The 13115-nt window shown below is 51.0% G+C and carries 11 protein-coding genes; 2 read left to right on the forward strand and 9 right to left on the reverse strand.

All coding sequences use genetic code 11. From position 1 onward, the window contains the following. Positions 1-582 precede the first annotated feature (582 nt). Positions 583-1317 (forward strand): substrate-binding periplasmic protein, encoded by a 735-nt coding sequence (locus ACO0LD_RS19765; protein WP_423009887.1) that lies wholly within the window; start codon positions 583-585, stop codon positions 1315-1317. A gap of 315 nt (positions 1318-1632) precedes the next feature. On the opposite strand, the gene ACO0LD_RS19770 is transcribed toward ACO0LD_RS19765, so the two are convergent. Both ACO0LD_RS19770 and ACO0LD_RS19775 read right to left on the reverse strand, forming a co-directional pair. After that, positions 1633-1938, reverse strand: coding sequence for a hypothetical protein (locus tag ACO0LD_RS19770; protein WP_423009888.1), 306 nt, complete (start codon positions 1936-1938; stop codon positions 1633-1635). A 19-nt stretch (positions 1939-1957) separates the two neighbouring features. Further along, positions 1958-2239, reverse strand: coding sequence for a hypothetical protein (locus ACO0LD_RS19775; RefSeq protein ID WP_423009889.1), 282 nt, complete (start codon positions 2237-2239; stop codon positions 1958-1960). 200 nt (positions 2240-2439) lie between these two features. Here ACO0LD_RS19775 and ACO0LD_RS19780 point away from each other — a divergent pair, with 200 nt between their 5' ends. Beyond that, the gene (locus ACO0LD_RS19780; RefSeq protein ID WP_423009890.1) at positions 2440-2778 is read left to right on the forward strand and encodes a hypothetical protein; all 339 of its coding nucleotides are present in this window, start codon (positions 2440-2442) and stop codon (positions 2776-2778) included. Between the two features lie 117 nt (positions 2779-2895). Here the strand turns inward: ACO0LD_RS19780 and ACO0LD_RS19785 are convergent, their stop codons facing one another. The 7 genes from ACO0LD_RS19785 to ACO0LD_RS19815 all read right to left on the reverse strand — a co-directional run bounded on the left by ACO0LD_RS19785 (position 2896) and on the right by ACO0LD_RS19815 (position 13059). Then, on the reverse strand, positions 2896-4137 hold the full coding sequence (locus ACO0LD_RS19785; protein ID WP_423009891.1) for a Zn-dependent hydrolase: 1242 nt from the start codon (positions 4135-4137) through the stop codon (positions 2896-2898). 21 nt (positions 4138-4158) lie between these two features. Then, positions 4159-5571 carry a dihydropyrimidinase gene (gene hydA / locus ACO0LD_RS19790; protein ID WP_423009892.1) on the reverse strand — a complete coding sequence of 471 codons (1413 nt, stop codon included), beginning with the start codon at positions 5569-5571 and terminating at the stop codon, positions 4159-4161. 222 nt (positions 5572-5793) lie between these two features. Continuing rightward, positions 5794-7242, reverse strand: a complete 1449-nt coding sequence (locus tag ACO0LD_RS19795; protein WP_423009893.1) for an NCS1 family nucleobase:cation symporter-1 — start codon at positions 7240-7242, stop codon at positions 5794-5796. A gap of 251 nt (positions 7243-7493) precedes the next feature. Continuing rightward, positions 7494-8768, reverse strand: coding sequence for an NAD-dependent dihydropyrimidine dehydrogenase subunit PreA (preA, locus tag ACO0LD_RS19800; protein ID WP_423009894.1), 1275 nt, complete (start codon positions 8766-8768; stop codon positions 7494-7496). Position 8769: 1 nt separating this feature from the next. Then, a complete protein-coding gene (locus tag ACO0LD_RS19805) occupies positions 8770-10128 on the reverse strand; it encodes an NAD(P)-dependent oxidoreductase (RefSeq protein WP_423009895.1) in 1359 nt (452 codons plus the stop codon). A gap of 107 nt (positions 10129-10235) precedes the next feature. Then, positions 10236-11735 (reverse strand): CoA-acylating methylmalonate-semialdehyde dehydrogenase, encoded by a 1500-nt coding sequence (locus ACO0LD_RS19810; protein ID WP_423009896.1) that lies wholly within the window; start codon positions 11733-11735, stop codon positions 10236-10238. A gap of 13 nt (positions 11736-11748) precedes the next feature. Beyond that, positions 11749-13059 carry an aspartate aminotransferase family protein gene (locus ACO0LD_RS19815; RefSeq protein ID WP_423009897.1) on the reverse strand — a complete coding sequence of 437 codons (1311 nt, stop codon included), beginning with the start codon at positions 13057-13059 and terminating at the stop codon, positions 11749-11751. Between the last annotated feature and the right edge of the window lie 56 nt (positions 13060-13115).

A 13115-nucleotide genomic window follows, 5' to 3' on the forward strand; every position in this document is an offset into this window, starting at 1 on the left:
AAACTGGCAACGCCAGCTTTTACGTCATCACGTATTTTGTCAGGAGTAATTCTGACAACAGATAGCAGTCGCAATGAAGGCGGTAGCACACCAGGTAAGGCATGAACGATCTGTGCTGCGATCAATTCAGCAGAAAATTTTTCCGCTTTAACACCAATGTGTAACGGTGCAAATGTTTCTGTCAGCGTAAGGGCTAGCATCTCCGGGGCAGTCGATACATAATCAATCTGATGATTTTCATGACGAAATAGCTGAATAAGTGAAGTAATGAGTGTATGGCGACAGGTCCAATTAAAAATATGAATAAACTACGTCTAAGTATATGAATTTGGAATACCAAAGCCGCATATAAATATAATATCTGCATGTATTGCCGGACAACTTATGAAGGATATGGCTAACCCCTCTGTTTAAAAACCACCCGATGCACATCAATCAGTCCTAAAATCAAGACAGGGATAAGCTGAATTACAAACTTGAATACAAATTGAAGCACGAGCACAGATCAAGCAGTAATCAAAGCTTGTCACAATTCATTGATACGGTAGCTGTTCCTCAACAATCTGATCTGAAGGAATTGGCGTGAAAGCAATATTGACCATTCTGGCAATTTTTGCAACACTGGCATTGTGCGCGGCTGCCAGGGCCCAAACCCCGTTACATATTGCCCGTATTGAAAAAATACCAGATCAGTTCGTCGGCGGTGAAATTCTCAAGGTCGTCTACAAACGCTTGAATATTCCTATGGAGCTGGTTGATCGCCCGGCAAAAAGAGCGCTTATGGAATCAAGTACCGGCATGCTGGATGGTGAAGTACAAAGAAACATCCATGTCGAAAGCCAATACCCCACACTGAAGGCAGTGCGCCCCGCCATCAATTATATTGAGCCCTCTGTATTCTCAGCGAAATATCAATTTGAGATCAAAGCCTGGGACGACATCAAAGACTATAGTATCGGCATCGTGCGGGGAGTTGGTACATCAGAGGATGGCACCAAGGGAATGAAAACCGTGTATATGGCAAATAGTCTCGAACAACTCATGATCATGCTCTCAGAAAATCGCATGGACGTTGCCGTGTCAGACGCATTTAGTGGTCTTGTTGTCATAAAAAAATTGGGTCTTGAAAACAAAATCAGATTATTGACACCACCTTTACAAAGAACCGAGATTTATCATTTTCTGCATGAAAAACACAAAGACCTGATACCCAAAGTCGAGCAAGTCATCAGAACCATGCAAGCCAGTGGCGAGCTGGAAAAATTGCGCAAACAAATTATCGAAAAATACCTTAGCCAGACGGACATGCATCCATAATTACTCATACTGCCCAACAATGAAAAAAGCATGAAAATCAGCTTGCCATTGCAGTCATCCTGGTAATAACGATCTACACCAAAATCACTATCTTTGTCGTGGCACCGATCGGCCCTCTGCCCGAAGGCAAGACCCTGTCAGAAGCCATCAAGATCATGAGCTTCATAAAAAAGGACCGGCATATTATTACGGAATTGTTTGCCTCGTTCCTGAAGTCAGGAATCTATCTGGAATACGGGAAAACGTTCATGAACTCTGTGCAGATAAATGAGTTCGATATACATACGTATATATGAAGGAAAGCATCCATACAACTTAAAGATCAGGATCTATGGGCTCTGCGGGACTGCACCAAATCTCAACGCCTCTTTCTAAATCGCGTGTGAATTCATCCATCGCAACAAGCAAGATCATATTTCTAGGCTTATGTGAAGACCAGCAATTGCGCATATATTCCGCATCGAGAAGAGTAAGCGGAAGAAAATCTGAATTCTGTTTTTTTGCAAAAATGATGTTGGTCTTTGCAGGAAGAGTCAATTCTTTATTGTCTGCAATACCAGCCAAGGCCAGACCTTTTCCTTTAATCTCAAAAAAATCATCAAGCTTGAACAGTTTGTACATAATTTATGAAAAAAAGAATCTAAATAATCGGCTGCTTGACTTCAAGATTATCATCACCGACAAGATAACTATTGCATCGCTTCAGGTAAGGTAGGCGTAATATTCCTGGCACTGATTCTGGAATCACCACGCCCCACACATATCCGCCGGGGTCACAGTATAAATTTGCAAAATCTTCATCTCTCGCCCGGATATATTTTGATGGATGCGTCAGATACTCTTTCAGCAGGAATTTTATTCTGCTGGCACCAGTGATCATTATTTCAAATGATACTGGCAGTTTTTCAGTTTCTTCATTCATGGCATTAATAGCGGAGGTTATTTTAAAAAACTTGCTTACAGTATAGTGTACTGATCCATGCTGTCTGGAATTCGCTTGATTGAAAGACTTAATAAATTAAAGCTTACAAGCGTATTATATTAAAGCAAGCTTGAATGACTTCTTAGCGCGGATTTATTGAGATTGAACAACAGAAAACAGATGGATAACCGGCGCAAAAAATGACACTTACAGTTACCGTAATTTATGTGGATGAATTGACAGGCAAATTGTTAGATGAAATACCGCTACAATCAGGTGAGCATTTAGCTGGACTTGAACAGTGGCGTAGCACAGTATATGGATCGCCCGAAAGCGCGAAACTTGGACTTTCTTTATTATGTTCACTCAAGCATCAGGATGTTCTTGCGCTTGGTAGCGACGTGGCCAAGTTGAAGGAAGAGGTCACTACATTGCTGCATGCTTTAGATAATGCCTATCCTTACAGTCATAGACTGGGTAATATTATTCGCGCCTGCGATCTTGCTATAGCGCGCAATGCAGCAGTATGGATTTCATAAAAAATGCCGTTGAGACTAAGAGATAATGCTCATTGAAAAACTGGATCAAATCAAGATTTTCCAGTTCCGCAATGAGCATCAATTCATATCTTGCCAGAGTCGTCTCGCGTGAAGTTACTATACCGCCCCCGCCCTCCCCAACATCGCATGCAACAACACATTGCACCCTGCCTCCAGGTGTTCTGATTTCGCATCTTCAATTTCATTATGGCTGATACCGTCCTTGCAGGGCACGAAGATCATGCCGGATGGAGCCAACCTGGCGGTGTAGATGGCGTCGTGGCCTGCGCCGGACACTACGTCCATGGTGCTGTAGCCCAGGGTGGTGGTGGCTTCGCGTACGGCGTTGACGCAATCCGGGTGGAAGGGGCATGGGGGGTAGTAGGAGACGCGTTCTACGCTGATGCTCAGGCCACTGTCCTTGCTGGTCTTGTCGACGAAGGCGAGGATTTCATTGTGCATGGTGTCCAGCAATTCGGACGATACATTGCGCAGGTCTATGCTGAATTTGACTTCGCCCGGGATGACGTTACGGCTGTTGGGGAATACCTGCACCATGCCAACCGTGCCACGGCCATAGGGCGGGTAGCGGTTGCCGATGTTGACGACTTCCTGCATGATTTTGGTGGAGATTTGCAAGGCGTCTTTGCGCAGGGCCATGGGGGTGGGGCCTGCGTGGGCTTCCATGCCGGTGACGATGCAGTCGTACCATGAGAGGCCAAGCACGCCAGGGACGACGCCGATGACTTTGTCAGCATCTTCTAGTACCGGGCCTTGTTCTATATGTGTTTCAAAGTAGGCACCTATGGGGTGCTGGCCTGGTACTTCTGTGCCTTTGTAGCCTATACGTTCGAGTTCATCGCCTACGGTTTTGCCTTCGGTGTCTTTGGCGGCATAGGCTGTTTCCAGCGAGAATGCACCACAGAATACGCCTGAGCCCATCATGACTGGGACGAAGCGTGAGCCTTCTTCATTGGTCCAGAAGGCGACTTCTATCGGTGCTTCTGTCTCTATGTTGTGGTCGTTAAGGGTGCGCACGACTTCCAGAGCGGCCAGCACGCCGTAGTTGCCGTCGAACTTGCCGCCTGTGGGCTGGGTGTCGATATGGCTGCCGGACATGATGGGTGGCAGTGCCGGGTTCTTGCCTGCCCTGCGCATGAAGACATTGCCTATCTGGTCTATGGTGACGGTGAGGCCAGCCTGTTTGGCCCAGGAAACAACGAGGTCGCGGCCTTGTTTATCAAGATCAGTCAGGGCCAGGCGTTTGACGCCGCCTTTTGGGGTGGCACCGATTTGTGCCAGTTCCATCAATGAGGCCCAGAGACGGTCGCCATTGATGCGTAGATTTACGGTAGTCATGTTAAATCCTTTGATAATTTCTTAAGCGCGCATTTTGTTCAGCGCTTGAAACATGGGCGAGAAGGACGGACGCTTGATATAGCGCCCTGCTCCCATCTCTGCCATTAATTCACCTTGTTTGAACACCAGTTTGCCACCGCTGATGGTGTGCGTTGGTATGCCCTTGACGGTGCGGCCTTCAAAGACATTGAAATCACCTTTGGAGAATTGTGTCTTGGCTGATAGTGTCTTGGTGCCATTGACATCCCACAGGACGATGTCGGCATCGGCCCCTCCCGCAATCACGCCTTTGCGTGGGTAGATATTGAAAATCTGTGCGCAGTTGGCAGAGGTGACCTTGACGAATTCTGATGGCGTCAGGCGGCCTGTATTCACACCAGCATCCCACAAGATCATCATGCGTTCTTCTACACCACCGCAGCCATTGGGTATCTTGGTGAAGTCATCCTTGCCTGCGGCTTTTTGAGCGGCGCAGAAGGTGCAGTGGTCAGTGGCGGTGGTATGCAGATTGCCGCCTTGCAGGCCTTGCCACAGGGCCTCTTGATGATGACTGCTGCGGAAAGGCGGGCTCATGACATGACCTGCGGACTGGGAAAAGTCCGGATTCTTGTAGACGCTGTCATCAATAACGAGGTGGCCTGCCAGCACTTCGCCAAACACGCGCTGGCCATGGGCACGGGCGCGGGTGATGGCGTCGAGTGATTCCTGGCAGGATACGTGCACGATATACAGCGGGGTGTTGAGTACATTGGCAATGGCAATGGCACGCTGAGCGGCTTCGCCTTCTACCATGGGCGGGCGTGACAGGGGGTGGGACTGTGGGCCTGTCATGCCTTTTTTCATGAGCTCTTGCTGCAGGACATAAACGAGTTCGCCATTTTCTGCATGCACGGTCGGTATGGCACCGAGTTCCAGTGCGCGGGAAAAGCTTTTTACCAGGATTTCATCATCGGCCATGATGGCATTTTTATAGGCCATGAAGTGCTTGAAGCTGTTGACGCCATGTTCATTGACGAGCTTGCCCATGTCGGCATGGACAGTCTCATCCCACCAGGTGACGGCGACGTGGAAGGAATAATCACCGGCAGATTTTTCTGCCCAGCTGCGCCAGATGTTGAAGGCTTCCATCAGGCTTTGTTGCGGGTTGGGGATGACGAAGTCGATGATGCTTGTCGTGCCGCCCGCCAGGCCAGCAGCCGTGCCGGTAAAGAAATCATCTTGCGTGACCGTGCCCATGAAAGGCAATTGCATGTGGGTGTGCGGGTCTATGCCGCCGGGCATGACGTAGAGGCCGCCAGCGTCGATGATTTCAGCACCCGCAGGTGCGTCGAGATTGTCGCCGACGGCGATGATTTTGCCATTGTCGCAGAGGACATCGGCTTTAAATTCGCGGTCTGCGTTGACGACAGTGCCGCCGCGTATCAGGATGGTCATGGCAGTTCCTTCATTAATTCATTGGGTGTGTAAATCACAGGAGTCGTTTCTCGTAGGTTGGGCCGGGCCTCGCTAGGCATCGCTTTATCTGCCCAACACTGGGCTTAAACTAACGTGTACGTTTTTGAAAGCCGAGTGTTGGGCTGATAAACCGTAGCCCAACCTACGCATTCGCCAACCTCATCCTTCAACACCTACTCCGTGATTTTACACATTCAAAATTCAAACCTTTTTACCACTCATCAAACCCATATACACCACGCCAGACAAGGCAAGGCCGACGAACCAGGCGTAGGTGTAAATGGTTTTTAATACTTCTGGAATAGCCGGGAAGCTGGCAGGGAAAGCCGCGTTCAAGAAACCCGGAATATTCGGCAAGACGCCGATCACGAAAGCGATCACGGCGGCCATGTTCCAGCCATTTTTATAGCTGTACTTGCCTTCATCCTGGTACAGGGCATTGACATCAATCTCTGTCTTGCGGATGAAGTAATAATCAATAATCAAAATACCGGCGATGGGGCCAAGCAAGGCGGAATAACCGATCAGCCAGGTGAAGATGTAACCCTGGGTAGATTCCAGAATCTTCCACGGCATCATGATCAGGGCGATGGATGCGGTGATATAGCCACCGGTCTTATACGAAATCAGCTTAGGGTTCAGGGCAGAGAAATCATAAGCCGGGCCAACGAGGTTGGCGGCCAGGTTGACGGATACGGTGTCTATCAGCAAGATCAGCAAGGCGATCAACACGGCAATGCCTGTCATGCGGCTGGCGAGGTCTACCGGGTCCCACAGGGCTTTGCCGTACAAGACAACGGTGGCAGAGGTGACGATCACAGCCAGCAGCGCCAGCAAGCCCATGGGGGCAGGCAAGCCTATGGTCTGGCCGAGGATCTGGTCTTTTTGTGATTTGGCGAAACGGGTAAAGTCAGGGATGTTCAAGGCCAGCGTAGCCCAGAAACCAACCATGGCAGTCAGTGAAGGCCAGAAGGCTGACCAGAATTGCCCGGCTTTTTTACCGCCTTCGACGAACTGGGATGGTTGATCAAGGATAGGGCCAAAGCCGCCTGCCTTGTTATAGACCCAGCCCAGCAGGACGAAGCAGATAATGATTTTGAGTGGTGCAGTATAGGTTTCCAGCTTGCGTATGGAATCCATGCCGTGGAAGATATACCAGAACTGTATGGCCCAGAAAATCAGGAAACAAACCAGTTGCGCGGCATTAATGCCCAGGCCAGCAATATTGTCACCACCGAGAGGATGACCGATCAATACCCCGCCAAGGGTATAAATCATTTGCCCGCCAAACCAGGTTTGTATGCCATACCAGCCACAGGCAACAATGGCACGCATGAGGGCAGGCAAACGGGCACCGCGTACGCCAAAGGAAGTGCGTGCCAGCACCGCATAAGGGATGCCGTATTTGGCACCAGCATGGCCTATCAGCAACATGGGGACGAGTACGATGGCATTGGCAATAAACACGGTCACCACCGCCTGGTAACCCGACATGCCGCCTTCGATAAGGCTGGCTGCCAGGGTATAGGCCGGGATACACATGACCATACCCACCCACAAAGCGGCGAAGTGATACCAGCGCCAGGTGCGCTGTGCTTCTGAAGTAGGTGCTAAATCTTCATTCCAAAGTTGCCCGCTTTGTGTCTGCATATACTCTTCTCCAGGTGGAATATTCGAAAAATTTCAGGTACAAAAGCCTTAGCAAACTTTATTCCAAGGGGTGCATCGTAAAGACCTCTCAACACAGAGGCACAGAGACACAGAGAAAACCATAAGAAAAACAAATACTCTCTTTTGTCTTTCTCTGTGTCTCTGTGCCTCTGTGGTTAATGGTCTTAAGGTTTTTAATTTCCGCTAAGTTAACAGAATTTATACCCCCACTCCCCTCCAAGTACAAGCAATTATTTCAACACTGCACGCGGGTTACGCGGGTCTTGCGTCCAGTTCATATATGGCTTGCCAGTCGCCTGGGGCACCATGGTGATGCACTGTTCTACCGGGCAAGTGATCTGGCAGAGGTTGCAGCCTACGCATTCTTCCTTGATGACTTCGTATTTGCGGTTGCCATTGTCAGCGATCAACTGCGCGATGGACTGGTGCGAGGTGTCTTCGCAGGCGATGTAGCAGCGGCCACATTGTATGCACTTGTCCTGATCGATTTCTGCAATGACGGCATAGTTCATGTCCAGGTATTTCCAGTCAGTGGTGTTGGCCACTGCCTTACCGGCAAAATCGCTGATGCGCTCGTAACCTTTTTCATCCATCCAGCGCGACAAGCCGTCTGTCATTTCCTTGACGATGCGGAAACCATGCAACATGGCAGCGGTACAGACCTGCACTGAACCTGCACCCAACGCCAGGAACTCTGCTGCATCGCGCCAGTTGCCTATGCCGCCTATGCCAGAGATAGGCAAGCCCTTGGTGGCCGGGTCACGGGCGATTTCTGCGACCATGTTCAAAGCGATAGGCTTGACTGCGCTACCGCAGTAACCGCCATGCGTGCTTTGTGTGCCGACGATGGGGCGGGCGATCATTTGGTCAAGATCTATCGAGGTGATCGAGTTGATGGTGTTGATGAGGGACACGGCATCTGCACCACCATTGAACGCAGCGCGGGCTGGTATGCGCACGTCAGTGATATTAGGTGTGAGCTTGACGATGACGGGCAGTGAGCAATACTTCTTGCACCAGCACGTGATCATTTCCACATATTCTGGCACCTGCCCTACGGCTGCGCCCATGCCGCGTTCTGGCATGCCGTGCGGGCAACCGAAATTGAGCTCTATGCCGTCTGCACCTGTAGCTTCTACCAGTGGCAGGATGCGCGCCCAGCTTTCTTCTTCGCAGGGGTACATCAAAGACACGATCATGGCGCGGTCTGGCCAGTCTTTTTTGACCTGGGTGATTTCACGCAGGTTGATTTCCAGACTGCGGTCGGTGATGAGTTCGATATTATTAAAGCCAATGACTTCACGGTTCTTGCCAAAGTGGGCAGAGTAACGTGAAGAGACGTTGACCGGTGGTGGATCTTCACCCAGGGTTTTCCAGACTACGCCACCCCAGCCTGCTTCAAAAGCGCGGATAACGTTATAAGCCTTGTCAGTCGGTGGTGCAGAAGCCAGCCAAAAAGGATTGGGTGCCTTGATGCCGGCAAAGTTAATCGAGAGGTCAGCCATATTACACCTTCGCTTTCAAATCATTATCAATCGCCAGCGCTGCCAGCTTGCCATGTTGGACTGCCTGTACCGTCAGGTCCTGCCCGTCGGCGATACAATCGCCACCGGCATAAATACCGGATACGCTGGTGCGATACTGCGCATCCACATGGATTTTGTCATTCTGCTTTTGCAGGTCTTTTGCCAGGTCGTCTGACAGGCTGCTATTGTCCATGCTTTGGCCGATTGCCTTGAAGATGGCTTGTGCGGGGATGTCAATAGTGGCACCGCTGGCTTGCAATTTGCCACCCACTTCTTTGGTACGGGCAAAGCGCATGCCGCTGACCTTGCCTTCTGCATCACGCAAGACTTCTTGCGGTTGTGCCCAGGTGACTATGCGCACCTGGTTGGCTTTGGCAATGTCTTGTTCATGATGGGTGGCAGACATATGTTCTGCACCACGGCGATACACGAGTGTGACCTGCTCTGCACCAAGGCGGGCGATTTGCACTGCCATATCGATGGCGGTATTACCGGCACCGATAACCACGCATTGTTTGGGCACGGGCAATTTAGTCAGGTCTTCTGCCTGGCGTAGTTCAGCGATGTAATCTACCGCAGCCATCAGGCCGGGTGCGTCTTCACCTGTCAGCCCCAACTGGCGACTGGCACCCAGGCCAAGGCCGAGGAAGACGGCATCATAATCACGCCGCAAATCTGCCAGTTGCAGATTGTGGCCCAGTACCTGCTCATGTTTGACAGTGATGCCGCCAATTTGCAGCAGGAATTCAACTTCACGCTGGGCGCTGTCTTCTGTCAGTTTGTATTTGGCGATACCGTATTCATTGAGGCCGCCGGATTTTTGCTTGGCTTCAAAAATCACGACATCATGACCTAATGTCGCCAGCCTGTGCGCACAGGATAAACCTGCCGGGCCACCACCAACGATAGCGATTTTCTTGCCTGTGCTGGCAGCACGCTGGAAAGGATGTTGTTCGAATTTTGCATTGTCGAGTGCAAAGCGTTGCAGCAGACCAATCTTGACTGGTGCACCTTCTGCATCATGATTGCGCACGCAGGCATGCTCGCACAAAATCTCGGTCGGGCAAACGCGTGAGCAGCTTGCACCAAGGATATTTTGATCGAGAATGACTTTGGCCGCACCATTGATATTGCCGACAGCAATATTCTGGATAAAGCTGGGCACGTCAATTTCTGACGGGCAGATGCGGGTGCAGGGAGCGTCGTAACAATAGAGGCAGCGGTCACTTTCTATTGCTGCCTGGCGCTTGTTCAGTGCGGGATTCAAATCAGTGAAATGCGAACGCAGCGTTTCCTGACTTTCTTCTGCCTGGGGTAAATGCTTAAGGGCTTCCAACATGGTGGCTCCAATCAATCTTGAGAATTCTTTTTACAAGCAATTTTCGTGACAGCTAAACTTCTTTAAAAGGACTTACGCAAAGACGCGATTTTGCGTAAGTCCCGTTTTTATTTATTCTGCGGGAAGGAGAACTCTGCTCCTTTAGAAATGCTGTCTGGCCAGCGTTGCATGACTGCTTTCACACGGGTATAAAAACGCACGCCCTCTGGACCATAGATGTGATGATCGCCAAACAGACTGCGCTTCCAGCCACCAAAACTATGGAAGGCCATAGGCACAGGCAAAGGCACATTCACACCAACCATGCCGACCTGTATCATGCGCACGAACTCACGTGCAGTGCCGCCATCGCGGGTGAATACTGCGACGCCATTGCCGTATTCATGTTTGTTGATGAGCTCTGCGGCGGCTGCCATATCCGGCACACGTACTACGCACAGGACCGGGCCAAAAATTTCCTGTTTATAGACTGTCATTTCTGGCGTTACATGATCGAACAAACTGCCACCGCAGAAGAAGCCTTCTTCGTGACCTGGCACAGTAAAGTTGCGGCCATCGACGACGAGTTTTGCGCCTTCTGCCACGCCATCGCCTATCAGGCTTTCTATGCGTTCCTTGGCAGCATGGGTTATGACCGGGCCCATTTCTGCATCCGGTGCCAGACCGTTATTGATTTTGAGAGATTTAACACGTGCTGCCATGGCATCAACCAGGGCATCAGCAGCAGAACCAACGGCAACCGCGACCGAGATGGCCATGCAGCGCTCACCGGCAGAACCATAGGCTGCGCCCATGAGTGCATCGACTGCCATTTCCAGATCAGCATCTGGCATGACAACCATATGATTTTTTGCGCCGCCCAGAGCCTGCACGCGCTTGCCATTGGCACAGCCGCGTGCGTAAATTGCCTGCGCAATCGGGGTTGAACCGACGAAGCTGATGGCCTGTACTTCCAGATGATCAAGCAGCGCATCGACGACGGTTTTATCACCTTGCACGACATTGAAAACACCGTCAGGCAAACCCGCCTGCTTGAGCAGTTTTGCATGCAGCAAGGATGCGGATGGATCACGCTCTGACGGTTTCAACACAAAAGTATTGCCGCAGGCGATAGCGATAGGGAACATCCACATCGGCACCATGACGGGGAAGTTGAATGGCGTGATACCAGCGACGACACCCAGCGGCTGACGCATGCTGCAGGCATCAATGCCGCGGGCGATCTGTTCGGAATATTCACCCTTCAACAGTTGCGGTATGCCTATCGCAAACTCCACCACTTCTATGCCGCGTGCGACTTCTCCCTTGGCGTCAGCCAGGGTCTTGCCATGTTCCTTGGTCAGCAGATTGGCGAATTCATCGGTATGCTGTTGCAGCAGGTTCAGGTAAGCCATGAGCACGCGGGCGCGTGACAGGGCTGGCGTGTTTGACCATGCAGGAAAAGCCTTTGACGCTGCGGCGACGGCAAGGTTAACGTCCTGCTCGCTGCCCAATGCGACCTGGCCTTGTACAGAGCCAAGAGCCGGATTATAGATATCGGCAAAGCGTGGCTGCATGCTTTGCTGCAGTTCGCCGTTGATGTAATGATTGACTTGATATGTGGTCATGATGTTCGCCGGATTAATCGAGGTGTTTCAAAATGTCGTGCAGTTTGCCGAACAGCTGGTCTACGTGTTTCTTCTCCAATATCAATGGAGGTGACATGGCGATGATGTCGCCCGTCGTGCGTACCAGCACACCTTCGGCAAAGGCTTTCTTGTAGGCGGCCATGGCGCGTGCGCCGACTTTGCCTGGCATGGATTCGAGCTCTATCGCACCGATCAGGCCGACATTGCGCAAGTCTATGACGTGCGGCAAACCTTTCAACGAATGCAGGCCATCTTCCCAATAGGCAGTCATGCTTTGTGCGTGCTCCAGCACTTTTTCTTCCTTGAATACTTTCAATGAAGCCAGGCTGGCAGCAACCGCCAGCGGGTGACCGGAATAGGTGTAACCGTGAAACAGTTCTATGCCTGCAGGACCTTCCAACAAGGCATCGTAGATTTTTTGATGGCTGAACACCGCTCCCATAGGTACGACACCATTGGTCAGGCCCTTGGCGGTCGTCATGAAGTCAGGCGTCACACCAAAGAAGTCAGATGCAAACGGTGTGCCCATGCGGCCAAAGCCGGTGATGACTTCATCAAATATCAGCAGGATGCCATGCTTGTCGCATAGTTCACGCAGACGCTTCAGATAGCCTTTTGATGGCAGGATGACGCCAGCGGAGCCAGCCAGTGGTTCAACGATTACAGCAGCAATGGTTGAAATATCATGCAGGGCAATCAGACGCTCAAGCTCATCTGCGAGGTGGGTGCCGTATTCTGGCAAGCCACGGGTGAAGGCATTTTTTTCCAGGTTATGTGTATGCGGCAGGTAATCAACACCAGCCAGCAAGGTACCAAACTGTTTGCGGTTGGCAGGCAAGCCGCCAAGTGACATGCCGCCAAAGCCTACGCCGTGATAAGCACGCTCACGGCTGATGAAGCGGGTACGCTGGGCTTCGCCACGGCTGCGGTGGTAAGCCAGCACCATTTTCATGGCTGTATCGACCGCTTCTGAGCCAGAATTGGTATAAAACACCTGGCCAAACTTGTGGCCACTGTAGTCTATCAACTGTTCTGCCAGCTCAAAGGCTTGCGGGTGGCCGATCTGGAAGGCGGGTGCGTAATCCAGGGTCGCCACGGCATCTTGTACCGCTTTCACCACAGTTGGATGGGAATGTCCCAGCGGCACGCACCACAGGCCTGCCGTGCCGTCGAGTATCTCGCGGCCATTCTGGTCGCGGTAGTACATACCAGAGGCAGAAGCCACCAGGCGCGGCGCTTCTTTATAGTCACGGTTGGCCGTGAAAGGCATCCAGTAGGAATTGAGTTGTTGTTTGCTGAGCATGGGCTTCTCCTGAAAACAATTTACCAAGTGGTAAAAATATGCTGAAATGCTAAATA

It is taken from the genome of Undibacterium sp. Ji83W (assembly GCF_049340385.1).
In the GTDB taxonomy this organism is placed as follows: domain Bacteria; phylum Pseudomonadota; class Gammaproteobacteria; order Burkholderiales; family Burkholderiaceae_D; genus Undibacterium.

Coding starts and splice junctions, on each gene's coding strand:
- ACO0LD_RS19770 (WP_423009888.1), bottom strand. CDS start 1,938: ATGTACAAACTGTTCAAGCTTGATGATTTTTTTGAGATTAAAGGAAAA.
- ACO0LD_RS19775 (WP_423009889.1), bottom strand. CDS start 2,239: ATGAATGAAGAAACTGAAAAACTGCCAGTATCATTTGAAATAATGATC.
- ACO0LD_RS19780 (WP_423009890.1), top strand. CDS start 2,440: ATGACACTTACAGTTACCGTAATTTATGTGGATGAATTGACAGGCAAA.
- ACO0LD_RS19785 (WP_423009891.1), bottom strand. CDS start 4,137: ATGACTACCGTAAATCTACGCATCAATGGCGACCGTCTCTGGGCCTCA.
- hydA (WP_423009892.1), bottom strand. CDS start 5,571: ATGACCATCCTGATACGCGGCGGCACTGTCGTCAACGCAGACCGCGAA.
- ACO0LD_RS19795 (WP_423009893.1), bottom strand. CDS start 7,242: ATGCAGACACAAAGCGGGCAACTTTGGAATGAAGATTTAGCACCTACT.
- preA (WP_423009894.1), bottom strand. CDS start 8,768: ATGGCTGACCTCTCGATTAACTTTGCCGGCATCAAGGCACCCAATCCT.
- ACO0LD_RS19805 (WP_423009895.1), bottom strand. CDS start 10,128: ATGTTGGAAGCCCTTAAGCATTTACCCCAGGCAGAAGAAAGTCAGGAA.
- ACO0LD_RS19810 (WP_423009896.1), bottom strand. CDS start 11,735: ATGACCACATATCAAGTCAATCATTACATCAACGGCGAACTGCAGCAA.
- ACO0LD_RS19815 (WP_423009897.1), bottom strand. CDS start 13,059: ATGCTCAGCAAACAACAACTCAATTCCTACTGGATGCCTTTCACGGCC.